Annotated in this window: 16 protein-coding genes; 13 read left to right on the top strand and 3 right to left on the bottom strand. The window is 72.0% G+C overall.

The features are described 5' to 3' along the window. The first annotated feature begins 294 nt into the window (after window positions 1-294). From pepN to ACZ6TI_RS30970, 7 genes are read left to right on the top strand one after another with little or no spacing between them, the layout of a single operon-like run. Complete coding sequence (pepN, locus tag ACZ6TI_RS30940; RefSeq protein ID WP_465348711.1) at window positions 295-2,799, top strand: aminopeptidase N; 2,505 nt, start codon at window positions 295-297, stop codon at window positions 2,797-2,799. A gap of 54 nt (window positions 2,800-2,853) precedes the next feature. Continuing rightward, the gene (locus tag ACZ6TI_RS30945; RefSeq protein WP_465348712.1) at window positions 2,854-4,383 is read left to right on the top strand and encodes an ATP-binding protein; all 1,530 of its coding nucleotides are present in this window, start codon (window positions 2,854-2,856) and stop codon (window positions 4,381-4,383) included. 14 nt (window positions 4,384-4,397) lie between these two features. Then, window positions 4,398-5,006 (top strand): nicotinate-nucleotide adenylyltransferase, encoded by a 609-nt coding sequence (gene nadD, locus ACZ6TI_RS30950; protein ID WP_465348713.1) that lies wholly within the window; start codon window positions 4,398-4,400, stop codon window positions 5,004-5,006. A 43-nt stretch (window positions 5,007-5,049) separates the two neighbouring features. Beyond that, window positions 5,050-5,448 carry a ribosome silencing factor gene (gene rsfS, locus ACZ6TI_RS30955; RefSeq protein ID WP_465348714.1) on the top strand — a complete coding sequence of 133 codons (399 nt, stop codon included), beginning with the start codon at window positions 5,050-5,052 and terminating at the stop codon, window positions 5,446-5,448. Beyond that, window positions 5,445-6,077 carry a histidine phosphatase family protein gene (locus ACZ6TI_RS30960; protein ID WP_465348715.1) on the top strand — a complete coding sequence of 211 codons (633 nt, stop codon included), beginning with the start codon at window positions 5,445-5,447 and terminating at the stop codon, window positions 6,075-6,077. The genes rsfS and ACZ6TI_RS30960 overlap by 4 nt, the downstream gene beginning before the upstream one ends. Before the next feature lie 40 nt (window positions 6,078-6,117). Next, window positions 6,118-6,564, top strand: a complete 447-nt coding sequence (locus ACZ6TI_RS30965) for a hypothetical protein (RefSeq protein WP_465348716.1) — start codon at window positions 6,118-6,120, stop codon at window positions 6,562-6,564. Between the two features lie 40 nt (window positions 6,565-6,604). Then, on the top strand, window positions 6,605-7,450 hold the full coding sequence (locus ACZ6TI_RS30970; RefSeq protein WP_465348717.1) for a DegV family protein: 846 nt from the start codon (window positions 6,605-6,607) through the stop codon (window positions 7,448-7,450). On the opposite strand, the gene ACZ6TI_RS30975 is transcribed toward ACZ6TI_RS30970, so the two are convergent. Together ACZ6TI_RS30975 and ACZ6TI_RS30980 are read right to left on the bottom strand one after the other, a co-directional pair. Next, complete coding sequence (locus tag ACZ6TI_RS30975; protein WP_465348718.1) at window positions 7,447-8,505, bottom strand: hypothetical protein; 1,059 nt, start codon at window positions 8,503-8,505, stop codon at window positions 7,447-7,449. The two genes, ACZ6TI_RS30970 and ACZ6TI_RS30975, sit on opposite strands and share 4 nt — an antisense overlap. A gap of 30 nt (window positions 8,506-8,535) precedes the next feature. After that, window positions 8,536-9,294, bottom strand: a complete 759-nt coding sequence (locus tag ACZ6TI_RS30980; protein ID WP_465348946.1) for a putative protein N(5)-glutamine methyltransferase — start codon at window positions 9,292-9,294, stop codon at window positions 8,536-8,538. 71 nt (window positions 9,295-9,365) lie between these two features. On the opposite strand from ACZ6TI_RS30980, the gene ACZ6TI_RS30985 reads away from it, so the two are divergent. The 3 genes from ACZ6TI_RS30985 to ACZ6TI_RS30995 all read left to right on the top strand — a co-directional run bounded on the left by ACZ6TI_RS30985 (window position 9,366) and on the right by ACZ6TI_RS30995 (window position 14,150). Then, window positions 9,366-10,700 (top strand): acyltransferase family protein, encoded by a 1,335-nt coding sequence (locus ACZ6TI_RS30985; RefSeq protein WP_465348719.1) that lies wholly within the window; start codon window positions 9,366-9,368, stop codon window positions 10,698-10,700. A gap of 217 nt (window positions 10,701-10,917) precedes the next feature. Next, window positions 10,918-11,739, top strand: coding sequence for a ComEA family DNA-binding protein (locus tag ACZ6TI_RS30990; RefSeq protein ID WP_465348947.1), 822 nt, complete (start codon window positions 10,918-10,920; stop codon window positions 11,737-11,739). Further along, window positions 11,736-14,150, top strand: a complete 2,415-nt coding sequence (locus ACZ6TI_RS30995) for a ComEC/Rec2 family competence protein (protein WP_465348720.1) — start codon at window positions 11,736-11,738, stop codon at window positions 14,148-14,150. Before ACZ6TI_RS30990 ends, ACZ6TI_RS30995 begins: the two co-directional genes overlap by 4 nt. 5 nt (window positions 14,151-14,155) lie before the next feature. Here ACZ6TI_RS30995 and ACZ6TI_RS31000 read toward each other — a convergent pair whose 3' ends face one another. Beyond that, window positions 14,156-14,902 (bottom strand): VOC family protein, encoded by a 747-nt coding sequence (locus ACZ6TI_RS31000; protein ID WP_465348721.1) that lies wholly within the window; start codon window positions 14,900-14,902, stop codon window positions 14,156-14,158. Window positions 14,903-15,038: 136 nt separating this feature from the next. Here ACZ6TI_RS31000 and ACZ6TI_RS31005 point away from each other — a divergent pair, with 136 nt between their 5' ends. From ACZ6TI_RS31005 to ACZ6TI_RS31015, 3 genes are all read left to right on the top strand, one after another. Then, complete coding sequence (locus tag ACZ6TI_RS31005; RefSeq protein ID WP_465348722.1) at window positions 15,039-17,426, top strand: GH92 family glycosyl hydrolase; 2,388 nt, start codon at window positions 15,039-15,041, stop codon at window positions 17,424-17,426. 291 nt (window positions 17,427-17,717) lie between these two features. Further along, window positions 17,718-18,698 carry a DNA polymerase III subunit delta gene (gene holA, locus ACZ6TI_RS31010; protein ID WP_465348723.1) on the top strand — a complete coding sequence of 327 codons (981 nt, stop codon included), beginning with the start codon at window positions 17,718-17,720 and terminating at the stop codon, window positions 18,696-18,698. Between the two features lie 5 nt (window positions 18,699-18,703). Continuing rightward, a complete protein-coding gene (locus tag ACZ6TI_RS31015; RefSeq protein WP_465348724.1) occupies window positions 18,704-19,255 on the top strand; it encodes a hypothetical protein in 552 nt (183 codons plus the stop codon). The last annotated feature ends 214 nt before the right edge of the window (window positions 19,256-19,469 follow it).

Here is a 19,469-nt window from a genome sequence, read left to right on the forward strand (position 1 = left end):
GACCTCCACCCGCAGGACACCGGCTTTCCGTGGCACAAAAAACGGCCGCCTGCGTGGAGGCGGCCGCGAAGTGACTTTCGCGTGTGGCCAGAACTGGATCAACAGAGCGGCCGCCCGTCAGGGCAGCCACCAGGCACAGGTGCACACGCGCATGACCCGAATCCTACGTCAGTTCTCGCTGACGTCGTAGGTGAACGCCCCGGTCACCCCGCAGTGAGCCGTAGTGATATGAAACTCGCTGCGGCAGAGCGTGGTCCGTGCGGTGATACGTCCCGTACCGGCATGATGGTCCGCATGCCGAGCCTGACCCGTGCCGAGGCCACCGCCAGGGCCGCGACGATCGACGTCGAATCGTACGAGATCGACCTTGATCTGACCGATCCGGCCGGTTCGTTCCGTTCGCGAGCCGTGATCCGGTTCGCCGCGACCGAGGGCGGGGAGACGTTCGTCGATCTCCAGCCGGTCGAGCTGCTCTCCGTGACGCTGAACGGTGAAGCGGTGGATCCGGCGGCGCTGTCCGGCACGCGCCTGCCGTTGACCGGGCTGGCGGCCGCGAACGAGCTGGTCGTGGACGCGCGGATGGGCTATTCGAACGACGGCGAGGCGCTGCACCGCTACGTCGACCCCGAGGACCAGCGGGTCTATCTGGCCGCCACGATGTTCCTGGACGGCGCCCGCCGGGTGTTCGCGTGCTTCGACCAGCCCGACCTGAAGGCGCCGTTCACGCTCAGCGTCACCACGCCGCCGGACTGGCTGGTCGCCGCGAACGCGCCGCTCGCCGAGCCGGCCCGCGACGGGCGCTGGATCTTCGCGCCGACCGTGCCGCTGGCCACCTATTTCATGTCGCTGATCGCGGGCCCCTACCACGTGCGCACCGACGAGCACGACGGTCTGCCGCTGGCCGTCTATGCCCGGCAGGGGCTCGCGCAATACCTCGACGCCGAGGCGGACGAGCTGTTCGAGGTCACCAAGCAGTGCCTGGACCGATACTCGGAGCTGTTCGAGATCCGCTACCCGTTCAGCCACTACGGGCAGGCGTTCGTCCCCGAGTTCAACGCCGGCGCGATGGAGAACCCGGGCCTGGTCACGTTCCGCGAGGAGTTCGTGTTCCGTGCCGCGGTCACCGAGAGCGAGCGCGAACTGCGGGCCATGGTCATCGCGCACGAGATGGCGCACATGTGGTTCGGCGACCTGGTCACCATGAAGTGGTGGGACGACCTGTGGCTGAACGAGTCCTTTGCGGAGTACATGGGCTCCCTCGTCGCCGGTGAGGCGACCCGGTTCACCGGCACCTGGACCAGCTTCGCGGTCGGCCGCAAGTCCTGGGGCATGCGCGCCGACCAGCGCCCGTCGACCCATCCGGTGGCGCCGACCGACGTCGAGGACACCGATCTGGCGCTGCTCAACTTCGACGGCATCTCCTATGCGAAGGGCGCCTCCACGCTCAAGCAACTGGTCGCCTGGCTGGGCGCGGACACCTTCTTCGCCGGCGTCAACGACCACTTCGCGGCACACCGGTTCGGCAACGCGACGCTGGCCGATCTGCTCGGCGCGCTGTCCAAGGCGAGCGGGCGCGACCTGTCCGCGTGGGCCGAGGCGTGGCTGCGCCAGGCCCAGGTGAACACGTTGCGCGCCGAGGTGACCCGGGCCGCGGACGGCACCTACGACTCGGTGGCCATCGTGCAGACGGCGCCGGCCGACCACCCGACGCTGCGGCCGCACCGGCTGGCCCTGGGGCTCTACGACCGCGGTCCGGACGGCGCCGTGGTGCGGCGTGAGCTGGTCGAGTTGGATCTCGAGGCGGGCGTCGAGCGCACCGAGGTGCCCGCGCTGGCCGGGACGCCGGCCGCCGATCTGCTGCTGCTCAACGACGGCGACCTGACGTACGCGAAGATCCGGCTGGATGACGCTTCGCTGGCGAACGTACCCATGATGTTGCCGTTGATCGACGACTCGCTGGCGCGCGCGGTGATCTGGGCGGCCGTGCTCGATGCCGTGACCGACGGCGAGCGGCCGGTGTCCGAGCTGGTCACGATGGTGCTGGCGGCGCTGCCGATGGAGACCGAGGTGGTGATCGCGGAGGACGTGGTGTCCGCGACCCGGCGCCTGGTGGACCGCTACTCCACGCCGGAGACCCGGCCGGCCGCGCTGGAGATGATCGCGCAGGCCTGCGACCGGCTGCTCGCCGCCTCACCGGCCGGCGGCTCCCAGCAGCTCGCCGCGGCGCGCGGACTGATCTCGGCGACCACCGACTCGGCCCGGCTGCGTGGCTGGCTGGCAGGCGAGAGCGTGCCGGACGGCCTGGCGATGGACGCCGAACTGCGCTGGCTGGTGCTCTACCGCCTGGTGGTGCTGGGCGCGGCCACGGCCGCGGAGATCGACGCCGAGCACGCGCGGGACCGCACCGCATCGGGGGAGCAGTTCGCCGCCCGCTGCCGCGCGGCGCTGCCGAGCGCCGAGGCGAAGGCCCGTGCCTGGGCGACCATCGTCGGCGACGCGGACACGTCGGCCCGGCTCGCGGACGCCATCGCGATGGGCTTCTGGCAGCCCGAGCAGGCGGCTCTGACCAGCGAATACGTCGCCAAGTACTTCGCCGACATGCCGGGCATGATGCAGGTCCGGGGTGGTTCCGGGGCGGAGAAGATCGCGGCGACCGCGTACCCGAGATATGCCGTTGATCCCGAGACCCGCGAGCGGGCCGCCGAGCTTCTCGGGCAGCCCGACCTGAACACCACGCTGCGGCGCGTGGTGGTCGACGCGGACGACGACATGCGTCAGGCGATACACGCCCGAGGATGATTGCGGTTTCGCCCGTTCCGCCCAGTTCCAGCCCGTAATCTGAGGTTACGGGGGGTGAGCGCAGTGGAGTGGTCCGAAGAGCTGTCCGGCGGTCTGCTGCAGGCCGCCCCGGACGCCATCGTGGTGATGGACGCGGGCCGGGTGGTGCTGGTCAACGACCGTGCCGAGGAACTTTTCGGCTGGCCGCGCGCCGACCTGCTCGGGCAGAACGCCGAGGTGCTGATCACCGAACTGTCGTTCATCGAGATCCCGCGGCTGCTGCGACGCAGCGGCGAGGACCCGGAGGCCGGGCCGATGGGCACGGTCGCGATCACCGCGCGCCGGCGGGACGGCACCGAGTTCCCGGTCGAGGCGTCGCTGGCCTCGGTCGACACGCCGCAGGGCCGGGTCGTGGTCACCGTGGTGCGCGACTGCTCCGAGCGGCAGCGGGCCCTGGCCGAGCACGCCCGCCTGCGGCTGGAGGCGCAGACCCACCGCAACCACCGGCTGGAGAGTCTGGGCCAGCTGGCCGGCGGCATCGCGCACGACTTCAACAACATGCTCGGCGTGATCGTCAACTACGCGAACTTCGTGATCGAGGAGGCGTCCGCGCCGAACCCCGATCTGAGCACGGTGGTGGCCGACGCCCAGCAGGTGGTGCGGGCCGGCCAGCGCGGCACCGAGCTGACCCACCAGCTGCTCGCCTTCGCCCGCCGCGAGGTGGTGCGCCCGCGGATGCTGGACTTCAACGCGGTGATCACCGGCTTCGAGGAGATGCTGCGCTCCTCGATCGGCGAGCAGGTCAACCTGATCGTGCGGCTCGCCGGTGACCTGCCGCCGGTGACCTGCGACCCGGGCCAGATCGAGCAGTTGCTGCTCAACCTGGTGGTGAACGCCCGCGAGGCGATGCCGGACGGCGGCCAGCTGGTGATCGACACCACCCTGCAGGACGAGATGGTGCGGCTGCGCGTCTCGGACTCGGGCTGCGGCGTCCCGCCCGAGGTGGTGGAGCGCGCCTTCGAGCCGTTCTTCACCACCAAGGCCAGCGGCGAGGGCACCGGGCTGGGCCTGGCCACCGTCTACGGCATCGTCACGCAGGCCAGCGGCACGGTGACCATGCAGTCCGAGCCGGGCCTGGGCACCACGGTGACCGTGCTGCTGCCGATCGGCAGCGCGGCGCCCGCGGACGGACAGACCTTCGCCGCGCGGCCCTCGGCGGTGGAGTCGACCGGCGGCCACGGCGAAACGCTGCTGGTGGTCGAGGACGAGGCGGCGCTGCGCGACGTGGCCGGGCGGATCCTCTCCGGCGCCGGTTACCGCGTGCTCACCGCGGACGGCGGCCGGCAGGCGCTGGAGCTGGCCGCGCTGCACGAGGGCGCCATCGACCTGCTGCTCAGCGACGTGGTGATGCCCGGCATGCTGGGCAACGAGCTGGCCGAGCGGATGGCCGACGTGCGGCCCGGCACCCGGGTGCTCTACATGTCCGGCTACGCCCAGCCGATCCTCGCCTCCCAGGGCACGCTCGATCCGGGCGTGGCGCTGCTGGAGAAGCCCTTCACGGCGGCCGATCTGCTGTCCGCCGTCCGCAACCGCCTGGATGGTTGATCTACGCTTCGTCGATGGGCGGTAAGCGGATCGGCATCATGGGCGGCACCTTCGATCCGATCCATCACGGTCACCTGGTCGCGGCGAGCGAGGTGGCCGGCCGCTTCGAGCTCGACGAGGTGGTGTTCGTGCCCACCGGCGTCCCGTGGCAGAAGGGCAGCGCGGTCTCGTCGGCGGAGGACCGCTACCTGATGACGGTGATCGCGACCGCCTCCAACCCACGGTTCCACGTCAGCCGCGCGGACATCGACCGGGAGGGCCCGACCTACACCGTCGACACCCTCCGCGACCTGCGCGCCGAATACGGCCCGGACGCCGAGCTCTACTTCATCACCGGCGCGGACGCCCTCGGCAAGATCCTTTCGTGGAAGGACGCGCTGGCCATGCTGTCGCTGGCACACTTCGTCGGGGTCACCCGCCCGGGCTTCGAGCTCTCCGCCAAGCACCTGCCGGCCGAGTCGGTGACCCTGGTCGAGGTGCCCGCCATGGCCATCTCGTCGACCAACTGCCGATCGCGGGTGGCCGACGGCAAACCGGTGTGGTACCTGGTGCCGGACGGTGTCGTGCAATACATCGCCAAGCGGTCGCTGTATCGGACTTCAGGGAATGTCACACCTGTGTGAGACCCTTGTGCTTCGAGGTACTACTTCCGCAGAGGGGATGCTCTTGCCCGTCACTGAACGCGCTCTGGAACTCGCGCTCGCCGCCGCACAGGCCGCCGCGGACAAGAAGGCGCAGGACATCGTCATCATCGACGTCGGCGACCAACTCGCCATCACCGATGCTTTCGTGATCGCCTCGGCCTCCAACGAGCGGCAGGTCGCCGCGATCGTCGACGCCGTCGAGGAGGCGCTGCTCAACCTCCCGGAAAAGGCGAAACCCGTCCGGCGCGAGGGCGAGCGGCAGGGCCGCTGGGTCCTGCTCGACTTCATCGACATCGTGGTGCACATCCAGCACGCCGAGGAGCGCGAGTTCTACGCTCTCGACAAGCTGTGGAAAGACTGCCCGACCATGCCGTTCGTCGACCGTGACCTGGCCGACGCCGACGCCACCGGCGCGGCGTGACCCGGCTGATCGTCTGGCGGCACGGCAACACGGACTGGAACGCGGCGAGTCGCGTCCAGGGCCAGACCGACGTGTCGCTCAACGAGCTCGGGCACCGGCAGGCGGTCGAGGCGGCCGCGCTGCTGGTCCGGTTCCGGCCCGACGCGCTGGTCTCGAGCGACCTGCGCCGGGCCGCGGACACGGCGGCCGCGCTGGTCGCGCTCACCGGCCTCGAGGTCAGTTATGACGAGCGGCTGCGCGAGCGGTACTTCGGGTTGTGGGAGGGCCTCGCGATGACCGAGGTCGCCGAGACCCGGCCCGACGAATACGCCCGCTGGAAAGCCGGCGAGGACGATGTCGGTGGCGAGGTCGAGACCCTGGACGACCTGGGCAAACGGGTGTCCGAGGCGCTGCAGGCGGCGGCTGCCCTGGTGCCGGCCGGTGGCACGGTCGTGGTCGCCACGCACGGTGCGGCGGCCCGGCAGGGCATCGGTCACCTGGTCGGGTGGCCACGCGAGCAGATGCGGACATTGCGGGCGCTGCAGAACTGCCACTGGGTCGAGCTCACCCTGGACTCCGGCCGGGGCTGGCAGATCGCGGCGTACAACGTCGGGGTCTTGTCCGATCGGCCGGTCCCGCCGCCGGTCTGATCGACGGGAACCGACGTCCGTGCCGTACCGTCTCATACCCATGAAGATCACTCGCCCGATCGTTCTCGCCGTCCTGCTGGCGACCTTGGTCACCGCCGGGTGTGCCGGGGGCGACGACACGGCCCCCTCTTCGTCGGCCTCCGACACCGCCGCCCCCGTGGAGCCGGCTCCGGTTCCGTCCTCGCCGGCGTCGTCCGCGCCCTCCACCGAGTTGCCGGCCACCAAGCTGCCCGACCCGAGCAAACCGGCTCCCGGCGAGCCCGGCGCGATGACGATCTCGGGGAAGGTCTCGGCCGGCGTCGAACCCGGTTGCGTGCTCCTCACCGGGCCCGGCGGCAGCCATCTGCTGATCTTCGACGATCCCGAGATGAAGGCCCGCGCCGCGGCCGGAGCCGACGTGATCGTCACCGGGCGCGCCGAGCCCTCGATGATGACGACCTGCCAGCAGGGCACACCGTTCGTGGTCACGGAGGTCCGACCGGCCTGATCTTTCGCTCGTTGCTCGGCCGATCGGTTACGGTGCCCGCATGACCGTCGCGGTAGTCACCGACTCCACCGCGTACCTGCCCGCCGAGTTGAGCGGCACGTATGACCTGACCGTCGTCCCGCTGACCGTGGTGATCAACGACGACTCGGGTCTGGAGGGCGAAGAGGTCACCCCGGCCGAGGTCGCCAAGGCACTGAGCGCGCGCCGGTCACAGGTGAGCACCTCCCGGCCGGCGCCCGCCCAGTTCGTGGCGGCATATCGCAAGCTCCTCGACGCGGGCGCCGACGGGGTGGTCTCGATCCACCTGTCGGCCCAGCTCTCCGGCACCTATGACGCGGCCTGCCTGGCGGCCGCCGAGGTCGGCGACCGGGTGCGGGTGGTGGACAGCAAGACCACCGGCATGGGCCTCGGCTTCGTCGCGCTGGGCGCCACCACGGTGGCCGGCGCGGGCGCCTCGCTCGCCGAAGTGCACGAGGCCGCGATGGACCACACCGCCAAGACCACGATCCTGTTCTACGTGGACACGCTCGAGTTCCTCCGCCGGGGCGGTCGCATCGGCGCCGCCGAGGCGCTGCTCGGCACCGCGCTCTCGGTCAAGCCGATCCTGCACGTGGTGGACGGCGCGATCGTGGTCCGCGACAAGGTGCGCACCGCTGGTCGTGCCCTGGCCCGCCTCGTCGACCTGGCCGTGGACGCATCCGGCACCGGCGAGGTGGACATCGCCGTGCATCACCTGGGTGCGCCGGACCGGGCCGCGGCCCTGGCCGACGCGGTCGCCATGCGCCTCGACGACCGGCTCCGCGACTGCTATATCACCGAGATCGGCGCGGTGGTCGCCGCGCACGTCGGTCCCGGCGTCGCCGGCCTGGTCGTGCACCGCCGCTAACCGGCACTCCTGGTCCACCTGGGTGGGTCGACTCCGGAAACGAGCGTCAGCTCGGCCGTGAGGTCCTCCCAGTGGCGGATCGCGCCGTCCACCTCGACCTCGTCGGCCGGCGGCAGCAGCGCGTCCGGGGTGCACACAGTGCGGGTCCGCATCCCGTCCACCAGCACGAGCGGCGCCGCGTCCGGCAGCGTCTCGGCCTGCCGGGTGTACTCCTGGACCTTTTGGATCGTCTCGGCCCGGCGCACGCAGTCGTGCATCGGGTGGCCCGGCGCCGGTCGATAGGGCACCGTCCGGCCGTCGTCCGCGCTCACATAGGCCGCCGGGGTGATCGCGCGGGGCGAAGCCAGATAGGTCACCTCGGCTCGCAGGAACAGTTCCGGCAGGTGGGTGCTGCTCTCGGCGGCCACGATCAGCGTCTGATGGTCCGGCGCGAACGCCACCGGCAGCCCGCCGACCTGCTGGGTCAGCTTGGCGAGCCAGCCGTCCAGCAGCAGGTGCGACGTCCAGTAGGCGCTCTCGTCGCCGACGAACTGCACGACCACCGGTGCGTCCGCGACGCCCTGGAGGATCGCACCGGAGAGGTTGCCGCGCGCGGTCGCGAACACGTCGTCCGCCGTCACGCCCCAGGCGGCCAGCTGGTCCGCGCCCACGTACGTCATCGTCTCGGGCTGATCGACCACCACGAACTCGGACAGGAACGCCTGCCAGGCGCGGCGCAGCGGCGCGTCCGGGCCGCTGGCCGGGATGCCGCCGCGCAGGTGGGTGGGTCGCAGCAGCGGGCGCAGCAGCGGCGAGACCTCGGCCCAGGTCGCCGGGAGGCCGGGTCCGGCGAGATAGCCGGCCACGAACTGCGCGACCCGCGCCCGCCGGCGGCCGGCCCGGGTGGCCAGCAGGCTGTCGAGCGGCAGGACGATCGGCTCGTCGGCGCCGGGGCGGGTGAACCGCACCGCGAACGCCGTGGCCTGGTAGCGCGCGTCGGTGATGCCGGCCCGCCGCAGACGCCTGATCACCCGGCTGCCCAGCCGGGCTCGGGCGATCCTGTGCAGCAGCCCCACGTCGCGGCCCCTCTCTGCCGGGTGCGGACCCTACCGCACGCCGATTACCGCGGTCGCTTCTCGATCGTCGTCCGTGATCACTTCGGGATGCAGCCCGGCGGCCCGCACCGCGCTGGTCGCGGCGGCGACCTGCGCGGCGGTGACCTCGGAGAGCAGCACCCCGCCGGGCACGAGCCACCGCGGCGCCTCCGCGAGCACGGCGCGGAACACGGCCAGCCCGTCGTCGCCGCCGTCGAGGGCGGTGTGCGGCTCGTGGTCGCGGGCCTCGGCGGGCAGCAGGGGGATGTGCCGGGTCGCCACATATGGCACGTTCGCGAGGAGTACGTCGATGGTGAGTCCGCGCGGCAGAGGTGCGAACAGGTCGCCCTCGAAAACCTCGCCGTGGCCGGCCAGATTGTCGCGGGCACAGGCGACGGCGATCGGGTCGATGTCGGCGGCGAGGAGGGTGATGCCCGGGCGTCGGTGCTTGACCGCCAGGCCCAGGGCACCGGAGCCGCAGCACAGGTCCACGACCACGGCCCGCTCGGCGGTGCGGCGGACGGCCTGCTCGACCAGCAGCTCGCTGCGGACCCGGGGGACGAAGACGCCGGGGCGCAGGTGGACGCGTACCCCCGCGAAGTCGGCGAAACCGACCACCTGCTCGAGGGGTTCGCCCAGCGCGCGCCTCGCGACCATCGCCGCGAACGCGGCGTCATCGGACGCCGCGGCGATGAGCACGGCGGCCTCGTCCTCGGCGAACACGCAGCCGGCCCGGCGCAGCACGGACACCGCTTCCGATTCGGTCACGATCACCTGTCTACACCCCGAGCAGAAGCGATCCCGCTTTCACATTCGGCTCGGCGCTCAGTAACCTTCCCTCGGTGACGACCGAAACGCAGCCCTCGGCGGCCGTGCCCCCGCAGGGCGGACCGGTGGATCCGCCCGCGCCGGCCGACGCCGCGGCCGGACCGGCTGAGACCCCGGCGCCGCCCGCGCGCCCGGCGACCCGGCTCCGGTGGCTCGACGCGCTGCGCGGCATCGCGGTGCTGGCCGTCGTCTATGAGCACTTCGGCGGATATCTGGTGCCCGACCTGAAGTTCGCGACCAGCAACTTCGCCCACGCCGGCACCTTCGGTGTGATGCTCTTCTTCCTGGTCAGTGGCTATATCGTGCCGGCCTCGATCGAGCGCCGCGGCAGTGTGCGCGACTTCTGGATCGGCCGCGTCTTCCGGCTCTATCCGGCGTTCCTCTTCGCCATCGGCGTCGGCGTGCTGATCTGGCGTTTCGGGCCCGGCTGGGTGCCGGGCGGGTTCAGGTCGCAGCCACTCACCGTGATCCTGTCGCACCTGACGATGCTGCACGAGGTGCTCGGTGCGCCGAACATGCAGCACCAGTTCTGGACGCTGGCCTATGAGATGGTCTTCTATCTGCTGGTCACGGTCGTCTTCGTCTTCGGCATCCACCGTTTCAGCGCGGAGATCGCCACGCTGCTGGCCGCCGCCGCGTTCGCGCTGGGCGGCGTCATGCCGGCCCGGATGATCGCCACCGACCCGCTGTCGCTGCGCAACCTGACCGTGGTCACCGCCCTGGTGCTCTTCGTCGGGGTGATCGCGGTCAGCAACCGCCGCCGGGTCATCGTGATCGCGGGCGCCGTGCTGCTCGGCGTCTTCGTGCTCGGGCTGCTCGGCGTGAACCAGCGCAACGCGCCCTGGGAGGGCTTCATCATCCTGGCGGTCATGTTCACCGGCACCGCGCTCTATCGCGCCGAGCAGGGCCAGACCTCCTGGAAGCGCGCGGCGGTCGCGGTCGCGGTGGTGATCGCCTCGTCGGCGGCCTCCGCCTTTGTGCACGCCGGCGTCTGGCACATGGTCGACATCGAGCGTTTCCCGGAACAGTGGTCCTGGCTGGGCGGCACCCTGCTGGCCTTCCTCTTCTTCGGCGTGGGCATGCTGCTGCGGCATCGCAAGGTGCCGGCCGTGCTCTCCTGGCTGGGCGCGATCAGCTATTCCGTCTATCTCCTGCACTACCTGGTCATCTATGCCACCAAACGCTGGACGGTGCCGGCCCAGGACGGGTCGGTGCTCGAACGGCTCGGGCTGGGCGCCGCTTATCTCGCGATCCTGCTGCTGGTCAGCTGGGCCTGTTACAAGCTGATCGAGCTGCCCTTCCAGCGGCTCGGCCGGCGTGTGACGAAAGGTCTATCACGGTCGCGCTGACCGGCCCTGAGTTATCCACAGTGCGTGGTTGTCCACAGGCGGTCAGACTTGATCTTGTCGGCGCACCTAGCTTCACGGCGTGCCCAAGCGAGACGAGAGCGACGAGTTCGTCGAGGCGAGATTGCGGTCCGTGCTGGCCGCTCCCGCCCACACCTTCGAGGACCGCACGCCGGTCGCCTGGTCCGAGCTCATCCCGAGCTGGCCGGACGACGTCGATCTGCCCCCACCTGCTGATTCTCCGCCGCCTGCCGGTTCTTCGCCTGCCGGCTCTCTGCCTTCTGGCTTTCCGCCTTCCGGGTCTCTGGCTTCCGGGTCTTCGCCTTCTGGGTCTTCGCCTTCTGTCGTGCCTTCTCTTGCGCCGGATCGCGGGGCTTGGGCTTCGCCGCCGAGGCTGATTGCGGCGGGTGCCTTCGATGTGGGTCGGCGCGGGGTGAAAGCGTTGGCCGCCGTGGCCGCCATGGTGGTGCTCATCGCCGGGTTTCTGGCCTGGCGGGCGCGGCCGAGCGTGGACGCGGTGGCGCCCGAGGAGCCGCCGCCGGTCGCGGTTGCCCAGGATGAGCCGGAGCCGGGGCCGGTGCCGCTTTCGTCGAGTGCCGCACCCGGCGGTGACGTGGTGGTGGTGGTGGCGGTCGGTGGCAAGGTGGGCAAGCCCGGGCTGGTGCGGTTGCCGGCCGGATCGCGGGTCGCCGATGCGCTGGCCGCGGCCGGTGGCGCCCGTCCCGGCGTCGATCCGTCGATGCTCAATCTGGCCCGCAAGGTGGTCGACGGCGAGCTCATCCTGGTCGGTGTCACGCCGCCGCCGGGCGCGCCCGCAACGGCCGCCGGTGGTGCTCCGGCCGCACCGGGCGGCCCGGTGAACCTGAACACCGCCACCCTGGCGGATCTTGACGGGCTGCCGGGCGTCGGGCCGGTGCTCGCGCAGCGGATCCTTCAGGCGCGGGATGCGCAGGGTGGGTTTCGCGCGGTGAGTGATCTCCGCAAGGTGAGTGGCATCGGCAGCTCGCGGTATGAGCAGCTCAAGGACCTGGTGACGGTGTGACGCCGGATCTGCGGCTGGCCGGGTTCGCGGTGTCGGTCTGGCTCAGTGCGCTGGCCTGTCTCTTTCTCTCTGCTCGCGCTGGGTTCTTGCTGGCCGCGGTGGCTTTCGGGCTGGCCTCGGCCGGCGCTTCCCTGCCTCGCCTCTGCCGGGCATCGCCTCTTGGTCGGGCGACGGGTCCTGGCCGACAGCCGGGTGCGGGCCGGGCGTCTCGCGTGGACCTGGTTTCAGGTGCGGCCGTCTGGATCGTGGTGGCCGTGCTCGTCGGCATCGGCTGCGGTGCGGTCGCGACCGCGGCGCGGGTGCTCGTGCGCGAGTCGGGGCCGCTGCGGGCGTTGGTGGGCAACGGATCCACGGTGCGGGCCGAGGTCGTCGTGCGGGAAGACCCGCGGTCGATCGGCACGTCGGCGGGGCAGCCGCCCACCTATCTGGTGGCGGTCGACCTGGTCGCGATCACCGGCGAGGAGCCGCCGGTTGCGCTGCGGTTGCACGCCCGAGCCCTGGTGCTGGGCAGCCACGCCGGGTGGCGTCCGCTGCTGCCCGGCCAGCGGGCCACCGCGATCGGCCGCCTGCTCGCACCGCGCGGCGGCGACCTGCGGGCCGCGGTCATCTCGGTGCGCGAGCCGCCGCAGTTGCACGGGCGGTCGTCGTGGGCGCAGCGGGCCGCGGGCGTCCTCCGCGCCGGGCTGCAACGCGCCTGCGAGCCGCTGCCGGATGACGCCGGTGGCCTGTTGCCCGGCCTGGTGGTCGGCGACACCAGTCGTCTCGATCCGGGGCTGGAGGCGGACTTCCGGGCGACGGGCATGACCCACCTGAACGCCGTCTCCGGGGCCAATGTGGCGATCGTCCTGGGCGTCGTCCTGTTCGTGGTGCGGCGTGCGCGGGCCGGCCCGGTGGTCGCCGCGATCGTCTGCGCGGTGGCGCTGGTCGGCTTCGTGATCCTGGCGCGGCCATCGCCCAGCGTCGTGCGCGCCGCCGCGATGGGTGCCATCGGGCTGCTCGGCCTCGCCGCGGGCCGGCCCAGAGCGGCGCTCCCGGCGCTGGCCGCCGGCGTCGCGGTGCTGGTCGTCGCCGACCCCGAGCTGGCCGGCGACGCGGGCTTCGCGTTGTCCGTGCTGGCCACCGGTGGTCTGCTGCTGCTCGCCCCGAAGTGGCGCGACGCCCTGCGCCGGAAGGGCTGGCCGACCGGCGCCGCGGAGGCGCTGGCCGTGCCCGCCGCCGCGCAGGTCGCGTGTGGACCGGTGGTCGCCGGCCTGTCCAGCTCGGTGAGCCTGGTGGCGATCCCGGCTAATCTGCTCGCCGTCCCGGCGATCGCGCCGGCCACCCTGTCCGGCATCGCGGCCGCGGTGCTGTCGCCGGTCTGGCCAGGAGGCGCCGAGTTCGCGGCCTGGGTCGGCCACTGGCCGGCGCGGTGGCTGGTGGTGGTGGCCACCTACGGCGCACGGGTCCCGGCCGGCGCGATCCCGTGGCCCGGCGGCATCGTCGGCGCGCTGCTGCTGGGGGTGATGACCGTGGCGCTGCTGATCGCCGCGCGCCGTCCGATCGTGCGGCGGCTGGTCGCGGTGGTGGCGCTCGGTGGGGTGCTCGGCGCGCTGCCGGTGCGGCTGCTGGCACCGGGCTGGCCGCCGCCGCGGTGGCTGGTCGTCACCTGCGCGGTGGGTCAGGGCGACGCCGTGGTGCTGCCGGCCGGGGACGGGCGCGCGGTGGTCGTCGACGCCGGACCCGAGCCGACCGCGGTCGACGGGTGCCTGCGCCGGCTGGGGATCGGCAAGGTCGCGCTGTTCGTGGTGAGCCACTTCCACGTGGACCACATCGGCGGCGTGGCCGGTGTCTTCCGCGGCCGGGCGGTCGCGGCGGTGGTCACGCCGGACTGGCCCGATCCGCCGGCCGGGCGGGCCGCGGTCGCCGCACAGGCCGCCGGGCGTCGCGCGCCGATGCTCGCGGTCGGTCCAGGGTGGACCTATCGGCTCGGCGACCTGCACTTGGCCGTCCTCGGCCCGCCCGAACCGATGCACGGCACCTCGTCCGACCCGAACAACAACTCCCTGGTGCTGCGCGCCACTGTCGGCGGCCGCTCGGTGCTGCTGCCCGGCGACGCGGAGACCGAGGAACAGGACGCGATCCTCACCCATCTCGGCCGGGAGGCGGCGCGAGCGGACATTTTGAAGGTTTCGCACCATGGCAGCGCCTATCAGGAGCCGGCGTTCCTGGATGCGGTCGATCCGGCGGTCGCGCTGGTCTCGGTCGGGCTGGGCAACGACTACGGGCATCCGAACGGCCCGCTGCTCGACCGGCTGCGTCGCGGTGGCGCTCGCGTGCTGCGTACCGATGAGTCCGGTGACCTGGCCGCCATTGCCTCCGGCGACGGCCTCGCGGTGGTGGCCCGCGGCGACGCCCCGGCGGAGCGGAGATGAACGTGTCAGGACGGGCCGAGGATGCAGAACTCGTGGCCCTCCGGGTCGGTCAGACAGGTCCACGAGACGTCGCCCTGGCCGATGTCGAGGTCGGTGGCGCCGAGGGCCTTCAGCCGGTCCACCTCGGCGGCCTTGTCGTTGCCCGGGTGGGGCAACAGGTCGAGATGGATGCGACCCATCGCGGTCTGCTCGCCGGGTGTGCGCAGGAACTCGAGATAGGGGCCGGTGCCCTTGGCGTTGCGCAACTCCGCATGATCGTCTGTCACGTCGAGCACGGTCCAGTCGATCGCCTCGCCCCAGAAGCGGGCCATCGCCCGCGGGTCCACGCAGTCGACGACTATCGCGGCGACCGGGCCGGTGTCGCGGTAAACCTCTCGGGGCTCCAGCACGCAGAACTCGTTGCCCTCCGGGTCGGCGAGCACCGTCCACGGCACGTCACCCTGGCCCACGTCGGCGGGCGTCGCGCCGAGGGTCCGGAGGCGCGCGACCAACTCCGTCTGATGGGCGGCCGAGGTGGTGGCGAGGTCGAGATGCACCCGGTTCTTCGTGGCCGGCTTGGGATCCGGCACCGGAATGATGTCGATGCCGAGGACGACCGGGTCCGGCCAGACGAGGCCGCCGGCCGGTCCGACATAGGTGGTGACGCCGGATTCGCCGCGGTAGGCGTTCCAGCCGAGCGCTTCCGCCCAGAACCGGCCGACCGCCACGTGATCAAGAGCCTTGATGTTCACCTGAGCAGGTCGCAGAGCCATGCCGGCGATCCTATGCGCGCCCCGGTCCACGACGTGCCGGTCGCGCAGAGATCGACGAGGATGACCTTGCTGTTCACCCGGCCGTGGGCCGGCCGCCGTAGCGTCCGCCGTGACGATCTTCCTGGAGGTTTCTTTCATGAGGCTGAAGAGCCTGCTCGCGGCGTCGATCGGCGCGCTGCTCGTGGTCCCGCTGTCACCCGCCGTGGCGGCCGTGACGGTGCCGCTCGTCGAGGATCCGGCGAGCTATGTGGACCCGTTCATCGGCAGCACCCGCGGCGGCAACACCTGGCCCGGCGCCATCCGGCCGTTCGGCATGATCGCGTGGAGCCCGACCAGCACCACCGGCGACCAGACCAACACGGCGGCGGCGAACGGGTACGAGTACAACGCGACCCGGGTGCGCGGCTTCAGCCTCACGCACGTCAACGGCGCCGGGTGTCATCCGGGCGCGGCGGGGGACGTGCCGATCATGCCGTTCGTCGGTGCGGTCGACTCCTCGCCGACCGCGGACACCACGGACGCCAAATACGCCGCGAACTTCTCGCACGCCGACGAGTCCGCGAGTCCGGGGCGCTACACGGTCGGGCTGGCAAACGGCGTGCGCACCGACCTGGCGGTCAGCACGCGGGCCGGCGTGGGCGAGTTCACCTTCCCGGCCGGCTCGCCCGCGAACCTGCTCTTCCGCACCTCGAACAGCCTGAACGGCAGCGAGGACGCGACGACCGTGATCGACGCGGCCACCCGCACGGTCAGTGGCTCGGTGCTGACCGGCGGGTTCTGCGGGCGGCGCGGCAACGGCGGCGGCGCGACCAATCCGAACCGGCGATCCTGGTACCGGCTCTACTTCAGCGCCGTCTTCGACAGTGACTTCGCGAGCACCGGCACGTGGCAGAACGGCACGATCACCCCGGGCGGCACCGAGTCGACCGGCGGCGAGGGCTATCTGACCGGCGCTGATCGGGCCGGGCGCGGGTCCGGCGGCTGGGTCGGCTTCGGCTCCGGGAGCGTACGCATGCGCGTCGGCATCTCCTACGTGAGCCTGGACGGCGCCGTCGCCAACCGGGAGGCGGAGATCCCGTCCGGCGCCACCGTGGCCCAGGTCGCGCAGGCCACCCGCGATGCGTGGACCACCGAACTCAAGCGCATCCGTGTAGGCGGCGGCACCGAGGACCGCACCCGCGCGTTCTACACCGCCGTCTACCACTCCCTGATGCAGCCGCAGACGATGAACGACGTGGACGGCCGCTACCTGGGCGCCGACCTGCAGATCCACACCAGGACGCCGGGCCAGCAGGCGGTCTACGGCACCTTCTCCGGCTGGGACCAATATCGCGCGCAGATCCAGTTGCTGGCGATCCTGCGGCCGGACGTGGCCGGTGACATGGCACAGTCGATGATCGCGTTCGCCGAGCAGAACAACGGCATCTGGGATCGCTGGCTGCACCTCGGCGCGCCCACCCACGTGATGACCGGTGACCCGGCCGCACCCACGCTGGCCACATATCACGCGATGGGCGTCCGCAACTTCGACGTCGACGCGGCCCTCACTTCGCTGGCCAAGCAGGCGACCGTGCAGAACCCGCAGGCGCTCTCCGACGCCGGCTGCCCGGGCCAGTGCACCGGGCAGCGGCCGACGCTGGACACCTATCTGGCGCTGCACTACGCGGCGAACGACATCTGCCACTGCTGGGGCGGCGCGGCCGAGACGCTGGAGAACTCGCTCGCCGACTTCTCCCTGGCGATGTGGGCCAAGCGGGCCGGGCGCAACGATCTCTACCGCAGGCTGCTGCCGCGCGGCGACTACTGGAAGAACACGTTCAACCCGGCGGTCGGCTACCAGGCCGCGCGCAAGGCCGACGGCAGCTGGCAGCCCGGCTTCACCCCGTCCACCGACGTCGGCTTCGCGCAGGGCTCGAGCGCCACGTACACCTGGATGGTCCCGCAGGACGTGGCCGGCCTGGCCGCGGCGATGGGCGGCCGGGAGGCCGCGGCGACCCGGCTCGACGGGTTCTTCCACGACGCGAACGGCAACTGGGCGGTGCTCGGCGGCAGCCCGCTGCGCTACGACCCGACCAACGAGCCCGGCATCCACGCGCCGTGGCTCTACAACGGGCTCGGCCAACCGGCGAAGACGCAGGCCACGGTGCGGCAGATCGTCGACACCGCCTATGGCGTCGGCCCGGCCGGCCTGCCCGGCAACGATGATCTCGGCACCATGAGCGCGTGGTACGTGTTCGCCGCGATCGGCCTGTTTCCGCAGGTCCCCGGGCGCGCTGAGCTGCTGATCGGCAGCCCGATCTTCCCCCGCGTGATCGTCGACCGCAGCAACGGGGTGCGCCTCACCGTCAACGCCGACAGCACCGAGACCTATGTGCAATCGGTGCGCTTCCGCGGCGCCGCGCTCACCCGTTCGTGGCTGCCCGAGACTTTCCTCCAGCGCGGCGGCACGATCACCTTCGACCTTGGCACAAACCCCAACCCCTCCTTCGGTACGCGTACCCAAGACCTGCCCGTCGACCACTGACGGCCAGGCGGTGGAGACCTCCGCGTGCACCGCCGGGCTGTCCCGGTCGCAAGACCGCGACGGCCCGGCGTGACACGCCCGGGCTAAGCCATCGGGATGGAATCGGATCCCACGATCGGGTTCGATGTCACGGGACGCCTTCGGAGGCGGCCGCGGAGACATTCAGCCTGATCGAGGGGATTTACGGTTTCCCAGCCATGCCCGATTGCCGATATGTCCGCATTGTCAAGGTGTGCGAGCGCTTAGGACTCAGGGGTGAGGCGTGCGAGGTTGTCATAGCCGCGTGCAACGATGTTGGGCGTGACCGACGCACCCCCCGCCCCGTTGCTGCTCGTCCAAGGCGACGAGGAGCTGTTGGCCGCGCGCGCCGTCGAGGCCGCCGTGGCCGCGGCCCGTCTGGCCGACCCGGGTGCCGACGTCCGCGAATACGAAGCGGGCAACCTGTCCGGCGGCGAGGTCGCCGAGATGCTCAGCCCGTCGCTGTTCGGTGGCCGCCGGGTGCTGGTGATCCGCAGTGGACAGGACGCGCGCAAAGACCTGGCCGCCGCATTGCTGGCGTATGCGAAGAACCCGGACCCCGAGGTCAGCCTGATCGTCACCCACCCCGGCGCGGCGAAGGGCAAGGCGTTCGCCGACGGTCTCAAAGCGGCCGGCGCGACCGTGGTCGCGGCGATGAAGCTCAAGGGTGAGCGCGATCGCGTCGCGTTCGTGCGTGACGAGTTCCGCCGGCACGGTGGCCGGTGCGACGAGGCCGCGGCGTCCGCCCTGCTCGCGGCGGTGGGCAACGACCTGCGCGAGATCGCGGCCGCCTGCTCCCAGCTGCTCGCGGACACCGACGGCAAGATCAATGCGGCGGTGGTCGCGCGTTATTACAAGGGCCGCGCCGAGGCCAGCGGCTTCTCGGTCGCCGACGCGGCGATGGTCGGCGACGTGCCGGGAGCGCTCGAGGCGCTGCGGTGGGCGCTGCACGTCGGTGTCGACCCGGTGCCGATCGCGGACGCCATCGCCGACGGGGTGCGCACCGTCGCACGGGTCGCCTCGGCCGGTCGCGGCAACCCCTATTCGCTGGCCAGCTCACTCGGCATGCCGGCCTGGAAGATCCAGAAGGCGCAGGAGCGTGCCCGCGGCTGGAGCCCCGAGGGCTTGGCCGTGGCGATGCGCGCGGCGGCCGACTGCAACGCGGCGGTCAAGGGCGGCGCCGAGGACCGCGGCTGGGCGCTCGAGCAGGCCGTGTTCCAGGTGGCCGCGGCGCGCCAGGGCGGGTCGCGGTGAGCCGCATGATCCGGTCACGCCGCGCCGAGGTGTCCCGTGACCTGCCGCTTTATGCTCGCCTGCTCGGTCTGCGGCACCTCGCTCCGAGCGGTTTCCTCTGCTTCGTCTTCCTCGAGGGCGGCATCGCGCTGGGCATCCTGCTCGCGCTGGCCGAGCTGGTCAACTGGTGGGGTGTGCTGGTGCTGCCGGTCACCATCGCCCTGGTGATCAAGCTCAACGACGTGGTCGCCGGCGCGCTCAGCCAGACCGCCCCGGTCGCTGTGACGGCTTCCGGGCCGGTGCCGGCCCGGGCGGGCGCCCGCCCGGTGCTGCGCCCGGCCGCGGCGCACACGGCGGAGTTCTCGATGGACGAGGCGTCCCTGTCCCGCGCCCGCACTGTCGACCTGCGGCACCCGGGCGGCAGCCGTTCGCACGGCGCCGCGGCGGCGAGCCCGCTCGCGACCGCGGTCGACGCGAGCCCGCTCAACGGGCCGCCGGCCACCCGCGCCACCTGGGCCGACGACGTGGACCCGCGCGAGCTGCGCGCCCGCCAGTCCGCCGCCCGCCGCTACGAGTGACGCTGCGGCCCGCCGGTCCGCGGCCCGTGGTGACAGTGACGCTGCAGCCCGCCGGTCCGCTTGCCGCCACAAGTGACGCTGAGGCCAGTTCACAGGGATAGCTGGGCCACGACGCGCGGCCGGACGACCCCCCAGGCCTCGGCCCGGCGTCGGCCAGTCCGGCCCGCGTCGAGGCCCGCTCGCGTGCTTCTGCCGGCCTTGGAAAATGGGGCTG

The sequence above is a fragment of the Actinoplanes sp. NPDC051388 genome (assembly GCF_055586225.1).